This window comes from Mongoliibacter ruber, assembly GCF_003003005.1.
In the GTDB taxonomy this organism is placed as follows: domain Bacteria; phylum Bacteroidota; class Bacteroidia; order Cytophagales; family Cyclobacteriaceae; genus Mongoliibacter; species Mongoliibacter ruber.
Genome location: NZ_PVTR01000003.1, coordinates 33766 through 49446 on the forward strand (window position 1 = coordinate 33766; position 15681 = coordinate 49446).

Annotated in this window: 16 protein-coding genes; 12 read left to right on the plus strand and 4 right to left on the minus strand. The window is 39.3% G+C overall.

Annotated features, from left to right (window positions below):
- Nucleotides 1-3 precede the first annotated feature (3 nt).
- The gene (locus tag CLW00_RS05800) at nt 4-369 is read left to right on the plus strand and encodes a hypothetical protein (protein ID WP_106132725.1); all 366 of its coding nucleotides are present in this window, start codon (nt 4-6) and stop codon (nt 367-369) included.
- 74 nt (nt 370-443) lie between these two features.
- Complete coding sequence (locus tag CLW00_RS05805) at nt 444-1982, plus strand: YifB family Mg chelatase-like AAA ATPase (protein ID WP_106132726.1); 1539 nt, start codon at nt 444-446, stop codon at nt 1980-1982.
- A 181-nt stretch (nt 1983-2163) separates the two neighbouring features.
- Here CLW00_RS05805 and CLW00_RS05810 read toward each other — a convergent pair whose 3' ends face one another.
- Complete coding sequence (locus tag CLW00_RS05810) at nt 2164-3267, minus strand: trans-sulfuration enzyme family protein (RefSeq protein WP_106132727.1); 1104 nt, start codon at nt 3265-3267, stop codon at nt 2164-2166.
- A gap of 83 nt (nt 3268-3350) precedes the next feature.
- Nucleotides 3351-3833: a DUF4293 domain-containing protein gene (locus CLW00_RS05815; protein WP_106132728.1), complete on the minus strand. Its 483-nt coding sequence runs from the start codon at nt 3831-3833 to the stop codon at nt 3351-3353.
- Between the two features lie 106 nt (nt 3834-3939).
- On the opposite strand from CLW00_RS05815, the gene truA reads away from it, so the two are divergent.
- The 7 genes from truA to CLW00_RS05850 all read left to right on the plus strand — a co-directional run bounded on the left by truA (nt 3940) and on the right by CLW00_RS05850 (nt 10840).
- Nucleotides 3940-4692, plus strand: coding sequence for a tRNA pseudouridine(38-40) synthase TruA (truA, locus tag CLW00_RS05820; protein WP_106132729.1), 753 nt, complete (start codon nt 3940-3942; stop codon nt 4690-4692).
- Between the two features lie 12 nt (nt 4693-4704).
- Nucleotides 4705-6480, plus strand: a complete 1776-nt coding sequence (locus CLW00_RS05825) for an ABC transporter ATP-binding protein (protein ID WP_106132730.1) — start codon at nt 4705-4707, stop codon at nt 6478-6480.
- A gap of 246 nt (nt 6481-6726) precedes the next feature.
- Nucleotides 6727-7311, plus strand: a complete 585-nt coding sequence (locus CLW00_RS05830; protein WP_106132731.1) for a hypothetical protein — start codon at nt 6727-6729, stop codon at nt 7309-7311.
- Nucleotides 7312-7314: 3 nt separating this feature from the next.
- Nucleotides 7315-7830: a hypothetical protein gene (locus tag CLW00_RS05835; RefSeq protein ID WP_106132732.1), complete on the plus strand. Its 516-nt coding sequence runs from the start codon at nt 7315-7317 to the stop codon at nt 7828-7830.
- 266 nt (nt 7831-8096) lie between these two features.
- A complete protein-coding gene (locus CLW00_RS05840) occupies nt 8097-8651 on the plus strand; it encodes a hypothetical protein (RefSeq protein WP_211300156.1) in 555 nt (184 codons plus the stop codon).
- A gap of 133 nt (nt 8652-8784) precedes the next feature.
- A complete protein-coding gene (gene hemE, locus CLW00_RS05845; protein ID WP_106132733.1) occupies nt 8785-9810 on the plus strand; it encodes a uroporphyrinogen decarboxylase in 1026 nt (341 codons plus the stop codon).
- 253 nt (nt 9811-10063) lie between these two features.
- Complete coding sequence (locus CLW00_RS05850) at nt 10064-10840, plus strand: DUF6733 family protein (protein WP_106132734.1); 777 nt, start codon at nt 10064-10066, stop codon at nt 10838-10840.
- 71 nt (nt 10841-10911) lie between these two features.
- On the opposite strand, the gene CLW00_RS05855 is transcribed toward CLW00_RS05850, so the two are convergent.
- On the minus strand, nt 10912-11712 hold the full coding sequence (locus tag CLW00_RS05855) for an MOSC domain-containing protein (protein WP_106132735.1): 801 nt from the start codon (nt 11710-11712) through the stop codon (nt 10912-10914).
- Between the two features lie 561 nt (nt 11713-12273).
- On the opposite strand from CLW00_RS05855, the gene dnaK reads away from it, so the two are divergent.
- The 3 genes from dnaK to CLW00_RS21355 all read left to right on the plus strand — a co-directional run bounded on the left by dnaK (nt 12274) and on the right by CLW00_RS21355 (nt 15308).
- The gene (dnaK, locus tag CLW00_RS05860) at nt 12274-14193 is read left to right on the plus strand and encodes a molecular chaperone DnaK (RefSeq protein WP_106132736.1); all 1920 of its coding nucleotides are present in this window, start codon (nt 12274-12276) and stop codon (nt 14191-14193) included.
- Nucleotides 14194-14498: 305 nt separating this feature from the next.
- Nucleotides 14499-14873: a co-chaperone GroES gene (locus tag CLW00_RS05865; protein WP_106132737.1), complete on the plus strand. Its 375-nt coding sequence runs from the start codon at nt 14499-14501 to the stop codon at nt 14871-14873.
- A 288-nt stretch (nt 14874-15161) separates the two neighbouring features.
- The gene (locus tag CLW00_RS21355; RefSeq protein ID WP_170073177.1) at nt 15162-15308 is read left to right on the plus strand and encodes a hypothetical protein; all 147 of its coding nucleotides are present in this window, start codon (nt 15162-15164) and stop codon (nt 15306-15308) included.
- 86 nt (nt 15309-15394) lie between these two features.
- Here the strand turns inward: CLW00_RS21355 and CLW00_RS05875 are convergent, their stop codons facing one another.
- Nucleotides 15395-15643, minus strand: a complete 249-nt coding sequence (locus CLW00_RS05875) for a hypothetical protein (protein ID WP_106132739.1) — start codon at nt 15641-15643, stop codon at nt 15395-15397.
- Nucleotides 15644-15681: the final 38 nt, after the last annotated feature.

Consider the following 15681-nt stretch of genomic DNA (forward strand, 5'->3'; position numbering starts at 1 on the left):
CCAATGAAACAAGTCAATAAAATAGCACAACTTTTAGTGCTTCTTTTTTTCGCAATAAGTATAGTCTTTTTCCTGTCATTCAACGGAATCAAAGGTTTGTTCGGAATAGAAGAACTCAAATCAGGCACTGTAGTATACTTCCTTTTGGTTGGACTCATCCTGTATTTGGTCTCATTTGGCACAGAACACATGCTTAAAAACAGCCTGAATGAGGAGATTTCAAAAAAGGAAGCTGAGAAGAAAGAATTGAAAGCCACACTATATGATCTTGAAAAAGGAATCAAACTGAACAAACTCGAAAATAAAATCAATAAATCAGAAGAGGGGAAAGAATCACCCAACCTGAGGCCAAGGCAAAACTTCAAATAATAGGATTTTGTCCCAAAAATATTAATTTAGGAATCTGTAAGGATTCCTTTTTTTGTTTAACTAAAATAGCTTAAATGGTAGCAAAAACTTTTGGCAGTGCGGTATCCGGTGTAGATGCCAAACTGATCACTATCGAGGTCAATGTAGGTCAAGGTACTAGTTTTTACATGGTAGGTTTACCAGACAGTGCTGTCAAGGAGAGTCAACAACGTGTGGAGTCTGCTCTCAAATATTTCGGCTTCCGTATGCCCAGGCAGAAGGTCGTCATCAACTTAGCTCCGGCTGACCTCCGCAAGGAAGGCTCTTCCTACGACTTACCGATCGCTTTAGGCATACTTCAAGCCTCAGAACAAGTCGTTTTTCCTGAGCTAGACAAGTATGTCATCATGGGAGAGTTATCTCTTGACGGCCAGTTGAGGCCTGTCAAAGGAGTCTTGCCAATTGCCATTGAAGCAAGGAAACAAGGCTTCAAAGGATTTATCCTACCGATCGAAAACGCTACCGAGGCCTCCATTGTCAACAACCTTGACATCATCGGAGTCAATTCAGTAAAGGAAGCAATTGAATTTTTGGAAGGGACTCTGGAAATCACCCCTTTAGTCACAGACACCAGGGATATGTTCTTCAATTCGTTGGAGAATTATGAGTTTGACTTTGCAGATGTGCAAGGCCAGGAAAATATCAAAAGAGCAATGGAGATTGCAGCCGCAGGTGGTCACAATGTCATCATGATTGGCCCTCCTGGAGCAGGCAAAACCATGCTAGCCAAAAGGTTGCCATCAATCCTCCCTCCACTTACTTTGCAGGAAGCACTGGAAACTACAAAAATCCACTCAGTGGCTGGGAAACTTGGCAGAAACGCTTCTCTCATTGCCCAAAGGCCTTTCCGCTCTCCGCACCACACCATTTCAGATGTGGCTTTGGTAGGCGGAGGAGGTAACCCTCAACCAGGTGAAATCTCCCTTTCCCACAATGGTGTCTTGTTTTTGGATGAATTACCGGAATTCAAACGAACAGTGCTAGAAGTAATGCGTCAACCTCTTGAAGAAAGGAAAGTGACAATTTCTAGAGCCAAGATTTCAGTGGACTATCCGGCTAATTTTATGCTGATTTCCAGTATGAATCCATGTCCTTGTGGCTACTACAATCACCCTGAAAAAGAATGTGTATGTGGCCCTGGAATTGTACAGAGATACTTGAATAAGGTCAGTGGCCCACTCTTGGACAGGATTGACCTCCACGTGGAAGTTACGCCTGTGAAGTTTGATGAAATGACTTCTACTCGAAAAACAGAATCCAGTAAATCCATCAGAGATCGTGTAATAATAGGGAGAGATATTCAAGTGAAAAGGTTCAAAGAAAAACCTGAAATCTACTGTAATGCTATGATGCCTTCCCATATGGTAAAGGAAGTATGCCAAATCAATGAGGCTGGTAAGACACTGTTGAAAACAGCGATGGAAAGACTAGGACTATCTGCAAGGGCATATGATAGAATTCTTAAAGTCTCAAGAACCATTGCCGACCTTGCCCAATCAGAAAATATCAAAGTTGAACACCTCGCTGAAGCTATTCAATACAGGAGTTTGGATAGAGAAGGATGGGCAGGATAAGTTTTATTAGACTAAAATTTTATTGAAATGAAAAATAGTTGGTGAAAAATTTTAAAAAGTCAAAAAACATATATTTCTTTGGTGGTATTAACATACTTTAGCGAAAGTTGCTTATACTACCCTATTTTTTTAAATAACCATCACTTACAGTACAAAAAAGGCTGTTGATACAGCCTTTTTTCTATTTACCCAAAGCCTGATCCATATCCTCCACCAAGTCATCTACATGCTCGAGGCCCACAGATAACCTTACTAGGTTTGGAGGGGTCTTGCTATCTGGCCCTTCCGATGCTGCTCTCCTTTCAATCAGGCTTTCCACTCCACCCAAACTGGTGGCATTGGTATAATACTTTAATTTAGAAATAACCCGATCAGCATCATCGGCTTCACCTTTCACCAAGAAAGAAAGCATTCCACCAAATCCAGACATTTGAGAAGCCGCTACCTCATGCCCTGGGTGTGATTTCAATCCAGGATAATATACAGCCTCTACCTGAGGGTGGTGAAAAAGGTATTCTGCCAAAATTCCAGCATGCTCGACATGCCCTTTCATACGATAGGAAAGTGTCTTGATACTTCTGCACAATAGATATGTGTCAAAAGGTGAAGGAACAGCCCCCCCCGTCTTCTGGACAAATTTAACTTTCTCCCAAAATTCATCCATCTTCTTTGTCACCAAAGCACCGCCCAAGATATCGCTATGTCCGCCCAAGTATTTGGTACTGCTGTGCATGACAATATCTGCACCTAGTAACAATGGGTTTTGAAATACTGGAGTAGCAAAAGTATTGTCGCACGCCACTTTGATTTTTCTTTCAGACGCTATAGAACAAATTTTCTTAATGTCCGAAATCTTCAAAAGAGGGTTAGAGGGTGTTTCCACCCAAATCAACTTGGTTTCTGGTTTAATAACCGCCGCTATATTGTCCGGATTGGTCATGTCCACGAAACTCACTGAATGAATCCCTTGAAACATCTGAACCAATTGGGCCCTTAATCCATGATACATGTCATCAGGTGCTACAATATGACTTCCTGGCTCAAGCGACTGAAATACTGCCATCCCTGCAGCATTTCCTGATGAAAAAGCGGCAGCATCTTCTCCGAATTCCAGCTTTGCCAAAAGGTTTTCCAAAGCCATCCTGTTGGGATTATTGGCTCTGGAATATACTAAAGAATCCTCCTGATGAAGAAAAGTGGTGGATGTTGTGATGGGCTGGACAGCAGGCTTGTTACTATCTGTTACAATATTTCCAGCGTGAATGGCTGCAGTTTCTTGTTTCATGTTGCTCTAGTTGGATCCCTAATATTAAAAAGAAAAGCCAGCGAAATATCCCGCTGGCCTTTTTTTCTTTATTACTAACTGAATTATCGAATTCTATCCACTGATCTGACGAGATTTTCGTCCTTTTTGATAAATCTATTGGCAAGCATATTCATTACCAAAGCCGCAAAAATGGCCCAAAAGCCTAATACAAAGGCTCCATTTACTTGAGGATTAAAATCAGCATTGGCTGAATAAGTAAAGTATACAATGAACCCAACATTGACTACCATTGCAAGTGAATTGAACATGTTGATCATCATTTGCTTTCCCCTATTTTTATATGAAAAAATACTGAAAGCCGCTAATCCAATAGAGACAAGTGCTAAAATACCTATAACCATCACCTTAGATTCGCTGGCAATCACTTCTTGACTCGTCACATCCACGGTAGTTAGACTCCATGCTGTCAAGGTCATCAATTGTACCTGTCCAGGATCTACTTGCTGCCAAATGGGGAATAACATCACCAAAACCATTGCTACCATCAATAAGAATAGAAATACTGTTTGAATTCTTTGTATCATGTCTTTTTAAAATTTAGACAAAGAAAACTTGTTATTTGCTGAATCGCAAGGTTTGTATAAAAGCGCGCTTAATTTTGACTTGGAATAGTATCTTTGCCATGCAAATATGGAAATGAAGAGGTATTTTCTGGAACTAGCCTACAATGGCAATAACTTTCATGGTTGGCAGACGCAAAAAAATGCACATTCTGTACAAGCAGAAATAGAAAAAGGACTTTCTCTACTTTTGGGAAAACCTACGTCGATTCAAGGTAGTGGCAGAACAGACACAGGCGTGCATGCCAGTCAACAATTTGCTCATTTTGACAGTGACACAACATTGGACAGACCTTCTTTTCTCAAGAAGCTTAATGGAATCTTAGGGAAGGACATCGCAATATATGATTTGATCCCAGTCAAGGAGGATGTGCATGCCAGGTTCAATGCGGTAGAACGTGAGTATCTGTATAAATGCAATTTGAGAAAAAACCCTTTTGATCATGAGTCTTCTTGGCTACTGTTTCAAATGCCAGATGTACAAAAAATGAATGAGGCTGCATCAATGCTTTTGGAATATGAAGACTTTCAAAGCTTCAGCAAAGTCAAAACTGCAGTCAATAATTTCCGCTGCGAAATAAAACAGGCTTTTTGGGAACAAAAAGGACACGAATTGTTCTTTCATATAACTGCCAACCGATTTCTAAGAGGAATGGTACGTGCCATAGTAGGCACCCTTATGGAAGTGGGGCTGGGTAAAATTAGTCTTGATGATTTCAAAGTAATTATCGAAAGTAAAAACAGAACTAACGCAAAATCTTCAGCACCGGCCAAAGGGTTATACCTTTGTAGGGTAAGTTATCCTGAGGATATATTTATTTAAAATTTCGAACCATTGAGTCTGGATAAAGAAAATGTCAAAAGCGGTGAGATCATAGACACCGAGGTACTTAGAAAGCTTTACAGGTTTGTACAGCCTTACAAAGGACAATTCTATTTTTTGATATTTCTCACAATAGCTTTGGCTATATTGGCTCCTACCCGACCCTATTTCATCCAAGTTGCAATAGATGACTATGTTGCTGTGGGGGACGGTCCCGGATTGGTGAAAATCATCTATCTGCTGATTTTCCTTTTGGTTTTACAGGCTATAGTCCAATTCGCACATACCTATATATCAGGATGGATTGGACAGGTAATTATCAAGGATATCCGGATCAAATTATATAAGCATTTACTCAAAATGCGCCTCAAATTTTTTGACAACACTCCCATTGGCAGGCTAGTCACTAGAAACATCTCAGATATAGAAACTTTGGCAGATGTGTTCAGTGAAGGCTTGGCTGCAATTATCGGAGACCTATTGCAGTTGGTGACCATACTCGGAGTAATGTTCTACATCGATTGGAAACTGACCTTGGTGAGTTTGTGCACATTACCTCTCTTGATTATATCCACTTACATTTTTAAAGAGAAGATAAAAGTCGCCTTCAATGATGTCAGAAATGCAGTATCCAACCTGAACTCCTTCTTGCAAGAACACATCACGGGAATGAACATCGTGCAGATTTTCAATAGAGAAAAAAGGGAATACGATAAATTCAAGGATATCAATACAGATCATAAAAAAGCACATATTAAGTCAGTTCTTTATTACTCAATTTATTTCCCTGTAGCAGAAATCATTCAAGCCATCGGTATTGGTCTGGTTGTATGGTATGGCGCCACAGGAGTATTTGACACTGATATTCAAGTGGGGGTTCTGATATCCTTTATCATGTATTTGCAGTTGTTTTTCCGTCCGATAAGGATGATTGCTGATCGCTACAACACCTTACAACTAGGAGTGGTAAGCTCTTCAAGGATATTCAAATTGTTAGAATCCAAGGATCAAATTCCGAATGAAGGAAATTTCAAACCAGAAAGGATTAAAGGCAACATCAATGTAAAAGACGTCTGGTTTGCTTACAATGATGAGGAATGGGTACTCAAAAACATAAATTTCAAAGTCAAACATGGGGAGACGGTTGCTCTTGTAGGCGCTACTGGCGCGGGTAAATCCTCTATCATCAACCTGATCAGTCGTTTTTATGAGATAAATAAAGGCATCATTAAGGTAGACGGAACTGACATCCGTGAATTTGAATTGGGAACATTGAGAAAACACATTGGTGTAGTCTTACAGGATGTATTCCTATTTTCTGACACTATATATTATAACATCACATTAGGTAATCCAGACATCAGCAGGGAGCAAGTAATGGAAGCTGCAGAGTTGGTCGGTGCCAAAAGGTTCATCGAAAGACTTCCGGGAGGGCTAGATTACAACGTGATGGAAAGAGGTGCTACCTTATCTGTTGGCCAAAGACAGCTGATTTCATTTGTAAGGGCAATGGTGTATAATCCTGAAATCATTATCCTGGATGAAGCTACCTCATCAGTAGACACCGAAACTGAAGAACTGATTCAGGGAGCCATTGAAAAAATGATGAAAGGCAGGACATCTATTGTGATTGCACATAGGCTTTCCACCATTCAAAAAGCGCATAAAATAATAGTCTTGCATCAAGGAGAAATCAAAGAAGAGGGCAGCCATGAAGCTTTACTTGAGTTGGGAGGATATTACGCGCAACTGCATCAGATGCAGCTCAAATCTATGGCTATAGGTTAAACCCAATGCATTGCAATTCTCCACCTACCAAAGCTGCACAGCAGGTACTTCGGACTGAAAATGCAAAATCTCAGGTAAATAATCAGGTTTTGCGATTTTTTGAATAAAGTTGAGATTTTAAGTCATTAATTTTCAAGATGGTATATCAAACAATTGAAATTTGGTGAATTTAGGCCTAAGATTTGAATAACAGAATTTAATTTTGCGCCGTAGAAACAAAGATTTGAAAACAAAACCAACAAAAGCGTGAAGAAATTAATTTTAATGATGATTGTCCTGATTCCAGTACTGACCTTTGCTCAGGAATCAAGTGTTGGACTTAGGTTAGGTGAGCCATTGTCAATTACTTACAAGACATTTCTGGATGAGAATTTTTCAGTGGAAGGCATGATAGGAAGGGCAGGTGTAAACAGTGCTCAATATTACCGCCGCTCTTTTGAAAACAACAGACCTTCATCCAATGCATTTTATGCTGGGCATAGTACGGGCAATGTGTTTTCAATAAATGCTAGAATTGCTTATAATGAAGATTTTACCGATGAATTCGGTATTACTGAAGGGTATTTGCTTGGTTATGCGGGAGTTGGTGGTCAAATCAGGTCTGTAAGAGTCAACTATGCTTACACTGATTCTTCCATTTCACCTACTACAGTTTTTGGCGAAAACAGGACTAACATTGATTTTGGGCCGGAAGTTTTTGGTGGGGCAGAATACTATTTTGATGACTTACCTATCAACGTGTTCGCTGAAGTAGGCTTATTTATGGAATTACTGGACCGCTTTGGTCATTTGAGATTGCAAGGAGCCATTGGGGTCAGGTATATATTTTAAAAAATGAAAAAGAAACCACTGATATCATTGATTGTCTTGTTGGCATTGGTTGCCGTCATTGGGCTATATATGTTCGGGGGCTTCAATGATATAGAAGTTGCACATGAAGATTTGGGAGAAATAGAACTGGCTGGAATCTACTACAGGGGGACTCCTCAGGATCCTGAATTGAAAAGAGCTTTTGAAAAAATAGAAGGTATGGCCAATGATAAACCTGAAGCTTACTTGAACACCATTTATTATATAGAGCCTGCCGGGAAACTTGACACTATGGAGGTTTTTGTAGGTTTAGAAAAAAAATGGACAGAAGGAATTAGTGGATTGACTGAAAAGACGTTCGACGGGACTTCGGCCATAGTAGCAAACATACAATCCCATAGATTTGTAATGCCTGGGCCTAAAAAAGTGCAAAGCAAAATCCGACAATATGCTGAAGAAAACAGCCTTTCAATCCCTGATGTTTATATTGACCAGATCTTTAGTCCAAGCAAGGTAAGAGTCGTTGGATTGAAAAAATAAACTGCAAATAGAGGGAATTAAGTGGACTATCAGTTATATTAAACGTATAACAGAATATCTGAAATTAAAACACTAAACCAATTCCTAAAATCAATTCGTGGTTTAGAATGTACCTACTGAAGTCAGGTATCGATGGAAAATTTATTCACAGAATCAGACCCTGTGTCAAAGAATATCTGAATGAAAAAAACAAATTGCTCATAATTACTAGTACAATTGTGGATATACATATTGGATTTTAATTTTAACATTTAACACACCATTTTATGAAAAGAATTCTTGGATTAATTGCAGTACTAGCCTTGGCTTTTCAGGCATGTGAGGGGCCAATGGGACCTCAAGGACCTCAGGGGCCTCAAGGTGATCAAGGTCAACAGGGACCTCAGGGTCAACCTGGAGATAGTTTTATTGGGATAGCTTATGAGGTAACGCTGGATTTTACAGAAGAAAACGATTACTTCGAATTACTGGAATTCCCAGAACCATTAGTGGAAAGTGATATCGTATTGGTGTTTCTCAAAGTGGACACATTTAATGACCTTAAGGTTTGGAGGATGCTGCCACAGATGTATTTCTTTGAAGAGGGCTTTCTGAAATATAACTACGACTTCAGTCTGGAAGACGTTGCATTATATTTAGAGACCAATTTTAACCCTGAGATTTTAGATGACTCCTGGAAAAGAGATGTTGAATTCAGAATAGTCATCTTGCCGGTAGATTTTGCCAATGGAAGACTTGACCTTACAGATATGGATGAGGTACTCAAGATGATGGGAATCCAAGAAAAAGATTTTAAAACTTTGGAGAAAAAGATGCAGTAGTTGCTAAAACAACAAATTATCAAATCCCGACTTGCAATATCAAGTCGGGATTTTTTTTATCCTAAAAGTAAACTCAAAAGAATGTTTTATCCTATAGTCTTAATAAATCCGCTCTGTATTTTATCTTTGCGGCATGCAATTGAAAAACGACTTACTAATAAAAGCTGCAAAGGGAGAAAATCCTGAAAGAACACCGGTATGGCTCATGAGGCAGGCTGGAAGAATTCTGCCTGAATACAGGGCTGTGAGAGAAAGTGTCAGTGGCTTTATAGAGCTGGCTCAAACACCTGAGCTGGCTGCGGAAGTAACCATCCAACCAGTGGATTTACTTGGTGTGGATGCCGCCATTATTTTTTCAGATATTCTGGTGATTCCAGAAGCAATGGGTTTGCCATATGAAATGGTGGAAAAGAGAGGGCCTTGGTTCCCAAATACGGTGAATTCGAAAAGTGACCTTAAAAAACTAAGGGTTGCTGACGGTGTAGATGACCTTAGATATGTTATTGAAGCCATCAAAATCACCAAAAAGGCTTTGAATGGCAGAGTTCCATTGATCGGTTTTGCAGGAGCGCCTTGGACAATATTCGCATATATGATCGAAGGGTCAGGCAGCAAGACTTTTTCGAAAGCAAGGGCTATGCTCTATACACAGCCTGAGTTCTCCCATCAATTGCTTCAAATGATCACGGACAGTACCATCAATTACCTAAAAGCTCAAATTGACGCAGGTGCTGATTTGATCCAGATATTTGACAGTTGGGCAGGTATCTTGCCTCCTGACCAATACAGGGAATTTTCCTTGCCCTATATCTCAAAAATCTGCGATGCCATCACTACAGTTCCTAAGACAGTCTTCGCCAAAGGAGCATTTTTCGCCAGAGAGGATATGGCAAAACTGAATTGTGAGACTATCGGATTGGATTGGAACATGGGTATCACTGAATCCCGAAGAATGATAGGGGAAAGCAAAACGTTACAGGGAAATCTTGATCCGGCCGCACTTTATGGCACCGAAAAACAGGTTGAAGCTGCTACTATTCAGATGATGGAACAGTTTAAGGGAACCAGACATATTGCTAATCTTGGACACGGAGTATATCCCGACATAAATCCAGAAATGGTAAAAATTTTCATAGAAACTGTGAAGTCTTTCAAATAAATCACGAAAAGATTGAAAAAACTATAAAGAGGCCCTATAAGGCCTCTTTTTTTATTTTACATCCTGAAGTCTTTTTTATTGTAAAGTCTTCAACAGAAATGGATCTCGTTACATTTTTAACATAATTTTAGAGTTTTCATTGCATTTTAAAAATTATAGGCTAATTTCAACACTTGAATTCAGATATTTAATGTCAAACATTTAAATACTGGTTCATTTTCAAACCTACATATCATTAAACCTGTTAAAAATTATGAAAAGAAGTTTTACAAAAAGCTTCAAAGCAATTTTTGCTTTAAGCGCAATGTTGATCGCCTTTAACATAGGCAATGTAAATGCTCAAGAAGAAGATAAATTCAGTCTTGATGTCACACTAAACTCAGATATCTTTTTTGGATTTTACCCATTCTTTGCCGGATCATACAGCTTGAGTGAAAACACTGCCTTTACCTTTTACGGAATCCTATGGTCTGGTGGAACAGGCGGCGTGCAGGGTACCGGCGGTGGCGGCTGGGGCAACTGGACTGAATTTGGTGTCGGTATGGATTTCCAAGTAGCTGAAGGCATCAACATCAATCCACAAATCGGTTTGCTAAGCGGTAGCCTTACATCAGGACTTGGTACTCCTGTACTTGGCGAGGGCATTGTGCCAAACTTGACTATTGGTCTGGACAAGGCAAAAACTGAAGGTGAATTCTATCTTGGATACTACTATGGATTCAACCACGGAAACCCTACCACATTAAATTTCCTACACTATTGGGCCAATTATGGGTTCAAAATCAGTCCATTCTTTTCAGCTGGCCTTCATTTTGAACAGTTAAGCTTCACTGGTGGCAGTGAAGTCGCTAGTGATGATTCTTTTGATTATTATGTTGCTCTTGGACCATATGTTCAGTTTGCAGATCCAAAAGGTGGTGCATTTGCAAGATTCACTTCTGGTGCTGACCTAAGAAGCACAGAAATGGTTGCGAAAAGCGGTACCAGCCAACCTTCATTCTTCAAGTTGACTGTTGGATATAGTTTCTAAAAAAAATTGATTACAGCCATATCTTTCAACTAAACTAAACCATGAAGCTAGAGCCGGAAGAAATTCCGGCTTTACTTATTTTTGGGAATCAAGCTATCACCCAACTGCACTCTGCTTCCAGAGAGCAACAACATGTTTTGGCCAAACATTACTTTATTATCCATTGTCCGATACTTAGCAAGGGTTTTAAGTGGCTCCTTGCCTTTTGAACCTGTATTTTGATCCACCGTAGTCATCACACAACGAGCACAGGGCTTCGTAATTTTAAATTCAGCATCCCCTATTTTTACCGTATCCCATTCATCCTCTTCAAAAGCAGTGTTTCCAGAAAAAACAAGATTAGGTCTGAATCGCTCCATTCCTACAGGATCCATCAACCTGCCGTTGAGATCATCCAGAGAAGCTTGTCCTATTAACAAGTAAGGCATCCCATCTGCAAAACTGACAGACTCTCCATTGACAGCATATTTTGGTTTTAGTCTCCTTTGTGCACTTAAAGGCATACGTACTAGTCTCGCCGAAACTTCTAAAAAATCAGAAAACCAGGCCCCATACTTTTTGTCAAGAAGCTCTGCCTCCACTTCATCTTCCCAAATCTGAACACTAATTTTACCTTCAGCTTCGGATTCAAAAGGTATAAATAGATAACGATCAGCATTAGTTTTATCAGTGACTTTGAGACCATTTTCTCCTAAAGTCACTTGAAGCAAAGCCATCTTATGCAGTGATCGCTGTGACATAAATTTACCGTGTTCATCGACCAGCATCCACCTTCTGTCATGGGTAAAGCCCCTCTCTTCCAGCGTCCAACTTTCCAACCGGATTCCCCCGAGAGATTTAATGGGATATATATAAATGTCCTGTAATTTCATAAGTGCAATATCATAAAAAAATAAGCTGAAAATAAAAAATCACCTGTATATGAGAGGTTTTTTAAATTGACAGCATCATGGAGCAAATCAAGCATATAAAAAACACCAAGCCCCATTTTAATCTTTCTCTCAAAAGTTCATTGTGTTGCATATCTAGAAGATACAATTCTCTCTAAAAAGGTTGCTTCAGCTATTGGCCATATTTAATCCACCATTGACAGAATTGTAAGAGTCGCCACTCTGATCCCGATAGCTTATACGGGAGCGGGGTCTCCTACCTTGTGGGAGATATTTCAACTCCGAAAGCCTGCCGACATGAAGTAGGCTCCTTTCAGCATGACGCGAACCATGCTGTCATTTCCATTCAGTAAATGCCAAATTTTACAAACTCATCATGACAAACTTTTCTAGTTTCCAATGACATGATGTGGTAAATAAGAACAAATCCATGACACAAATCTGTCAATCTGACACAAAACTCTTTCAACATCCTATTGGCACATCCATTGTCATAATGGATTTGCATAAGAATTAGTAACTAAAATTTGAAAATATAATATCATGGGAAAAATCATAGGTATAGACTTGGGTACTACCAACTCCTGTGTTGCTGTAATGGAAGGTAACGAGCCGGTAGTGATCCAAAATTCGGAAGGAAGAAGGACTACGCCATCTATCGTAGCATTCTTGGACAATGGTAACGGAGAAAGAAAAGTAGGTGATCCCGCTAAAAGGCAGGCAATTACCAATCCGGCCAATACCATTTCTTCTGTAAAGAGATTTATGGGCAAAAAATTCTCTGAAGTATCTGAAGAGAAAAAACATGCTTCATACAAAGTAGAACAAGGATCCAACGATACCTTGGTCATCAGAATTGGAGACAGATCCTACACCCCACAGGAATTGTCAGCCATGATTCTTCAAAAAATGAAGAGCACAGCTGAAGACTTTTTGGGTCAGGAAGTAACTGAAGCTGTCATCACAGTACCCGCATACTTCAATGATGCAGAGCGTCAGGCTACAAAAGAAGCAGGTCAGATTGCAGGTCTTGAAGTAAAAAGAATAATCAACGAACCTACTGCTGCCGCCTTGGCTTACGGCATGGATAAGAAAAACCAGGATATGAAAATCGCTGTGTATGACCTTGGTGGTGGTACATTTGACGTGTCTATCTTGGAATTAGGTGATGGTGTATTTGAAGTGAAGTCAACCAACGGTGATGTTCACCTTGGTGGTGATGACTTTGATCAAGTAATCATCAACTGGTTGGCAGATGAATTCAAATCCGAAGAGCAAATAGACTTGAGACAAGATCCTATGGCCCTTCAGAGATTAAAAGAAGCTGCCGAGAAAGCAAAAATTGAGTTATCAAGTTCTTCTTCTACAGAAATCAACTTGCCTTATATCACCGCTACTCAGTCAGGACCAAAGCACTTGGTTAGAAACTTGAGTAGGGCAAAATTTGAGCAACTTTCCGAAAGCTTGGTTAAAAGATCCATGGATCCTTGTATAAAGGCTTTGAAAGATGCAGGAATGACAGCATCTGATATCGATGAAGTAATCTTGGTAGGTGGTTCTACAAGAATCCCTAAAATCCAAGAAGAGGTTGAGAAATTCTTTGGAAAGAAACCATCTAAAGGTGTAAACCCTGATGAAGTAGTAGCTATTGGAGCGGCTATCCAAGGGGGTGTGTTGACTGGAGAAGTGAAAGATGTATTGTTGCTTGATGTGACTCCATTATCTCTAGGAATAGAAACAATGGGCGGCGTGTTCACAAAGCTTATTGAGGCAAATACTACTATTCCTTCTAAAAAATCAGAGGTGTTCTCTACGGCAGCAGACAATCAGCCGGCTGTAGATATCCATGTATTGCAAGGTGAGAGACCTTTGGCAAAAGACAACAGGTCTATTGGAAGGTTCCAATTGAGCGATATTCCACCTGCACAAAGAGGAGTTCCTCAGATCGAAGTGACTTTCGATATTGATGCCAACGGTATTCTTAATGTTTCTGCGAAAGACAAAGGAACTGGAAAAGAACAAAAAATCAAGATTGAAGCTTCTTCAGGTCTTTCTCAGGATGATATCGAAAGAATGAAGAAAGAAGCAGAAGCAAATGCTGCAGGAGATAAAGCTGAAAAAGAGAAGATCGAAAAACTCAACTCAGCAGATAGCTTGATTTTCTCTACAGAAAAACAATTGAAAGACTACGGAGACAAACTTTCTGATGGCAATAAAGCCAACATCAACAGCGCTTTGGAAACTTTGAAGAAAGCCCATGAATCAAAAGACTTGGCAGGTATTGATACCGCTATGGAAGGTCTTAACAAAGCATGGGAAGCCGCTTCTCAAGAAATGTACAATGCTGCAGGCGGAGCGGAAGGTGCACAACCTGGCGCTGACGCAAATGCTGGCGGTTCGGCAGAAGCTGGTGATGGTGTTTCTGACGTAGACTACGAAGAAGTGTCTGAAGACAAAAAATAATTCTTAATAAATCTCAAAAAGAGGGCATCTGTATTTGATATGGATGCCTCTTTTTTTGGGAAGCAGGAGACAAGAGTCAACATAATTCTGATTTTTATGGAATTACGATTTACGAAATACGATTTACGAGGCTTTTTTGTGTTCATTGCAGCAAATCATTTGAAATAGCAATTCATAAAGTTTATCTGTATATGATCTTGTTTGCATGTCTTGCCTTGTTTTCTCGGTCTCAAATCTAAATTCTGAAATCTACAATCTAAAATTGTCACTCTGGCTCTCGCTTCTAATTTCTAAACGTCTAAAACATGCAATTGACTCCTGACAATAAACTGAAAAAACTGATCATCGTGGGCGACCGTGTTTTGATCAAACTGAGAAAAGCTGATGAAAAAACCTCTTCCGGACTTTACTTGCCACCTGGAGTGCAAGAGAAGGAAAAGGTACAGCAAGGCTATATCATCAAAACGGGTCCAGGCTATCCCATACCTTCTCCTGTAGAAGATGATGAACCATGGAAAGAACGTGATGAAAGCATCAAATATATTCCTCTACAAGCCAAAGAAGGAGATTTGGCTATTTTCTTGGTAAATGGTTCATACGAAGTGATGTATGAAGGTGAAAAATACTTTATCGTTCCCCAGCATTCTATTTTGATGCTGGAAAGGGAAGAGGAGTTGTAAGAGGGAGTGAACAATAAGCAGTATGAGAATGATCTGAGATAAGAATAAAATTTATTATTTAACTTGTCTTTCCTTCAAATATGAAAATAGATATTAATAGAAATAAAATGAATTACAATATTCATGGGGATCAAAACCTTGTTTCTTTTGAATCGATAAATAAAGAACAGAACCAATACAAATACTATCAAAGAGGAATAGAGCATAATCAATCTATAACTATGACTTACAAACATCCCTGTTTGAAGGGAAAGCTGAACCGCAATTCCTAAGTAAATAAGAAAATCAATGGTAGGAGAATCAGATGTATTGAAAAACCCTGCAAAAGCCTTAATTGCAAAATATAAGGAGATAATTAGAAGCCCTATAACTATTGGAAAAATAGAGATAAGCCCAACAGAGTATAAAAAAATTGCCAAAAATGACAAACCGTAGTAGCCAATTGCTACAAATTTTGGATAATTCAACTCCATATTGATTAAAATTTAGATTTTAAATTTTATTATTTTTTTCTAACGAAACTAATCCTCAGTTAATGACAAATAGATACAGTTCACCCATATTGCCGCCATACCGCCAGCTGCCAAATCATATACTACAACGGTAGTTTCAAACCAGGTATCTGCATCCTCAAATTGATCATTTACCTTTTGTTCTGCACAATCTAAAACGTCACATTCAAATTTGGAATCACAGGCTATCCTTCCATTTTCCAAGTTTACCTTTTGGTGCAGGATACTGCTATACGCCTTTAAAACAGCAAGCTGCATCAAAAGATATTCTTTTTTTACATCAGTTAAGGCTTAGA

Coding starts and splice junctions, on each gene's coding strand:
- CLW00_RS05805 (WP_106132726.1), top strand. CDS start 444: ATGGTAGCAAAAACTTTTGGCAGTGCGGTATCCGGTGTAGATGCCAAA.
- CLW00_RS05875 (WP_106132739.1), bottom strand. CDS start 15,643: ATGCAGCTTGCTGTTTTAAAGGCGTATAGCAGTATCCTGCACCAAAAG.
- CLW00_RS05865 (WP_106132737.1), top strand. CDS start 14,499: ATGCAATTGACTCCTGACAATAAACTGAAAAAACTGATCATCGTGGGC.
- hemE (WP_106132733.1), top strand. CDS start 8,785: ATGCAATTGAAAAACGACTTACTAATAAAAGCTGCAAAGGGAGAAAAT.
- truA (WP_106132729.1), top strand. CDS start 3,940: ATGGAAATGAAGAGGTATTTTCTGGAACTAGCCTACAATGGCAATAAC.
- CLW00_RS05840 (WP_211300156.1), top strand. CDS start 8,097: ATGAAAAGAATTCTTGGATTAATTGCAGTACTAGCCTTGGCTTTTCAG.
- CLW00_RS05800 (WP_106132725.1), top strand. CDS start 4: ATGAAACAAGTCAATAAAATAGCACAACTTTTAGTGCTTCTTTTTTTC.
- CLW00_RS05850 (WP_106132734.1), top strand. CDS start 10,064: ATGAAAAGAAGTTTTACAAAAAGCTTCAAAGCAATTTTTGCTTTAAGC.
- CLW00_RS21355 (WP_170073177.1), top strand. CDS start 15,162: ATGGTAGGAGAATCAGATGTATTGAAAAACCCTGCAAAAGCCTTAATT.
- CLW00_RS05810 (WP_106132727.1), bottom strand. CDS start 3,267: ATGAAACAAGAAACTGCAGCCATTCACGCTGGAAATATTGTAACAGAT.
- CLW00_RS05815 (WP_106132728.1), bottom strand. CDS start 3,833: ATGATACAAAGAATTCAAACAGTATTTCTATTCTTATTGATGGTAGCA.
- CLW00_RS05855 (WP_106132735.1), bottom strand. CDS start 11,712: ATGAAATTACAGGACATTTATATATATCCCATTAAATCTCTCGGGGGA.
- CLW00_RS05835 (WP_106132732.1), top strand. CDS start 7,315: ATGAAAAAGAAACCACTGATATCATTGATTGTCTTGTTGGCATTGGTT.
- dnaK (WP_106132736.1), top strand. CDS start 12,274: ATGGGAAAAATCATAGGTATAGACTTGGGTACTACCAACTCCTGTGTT.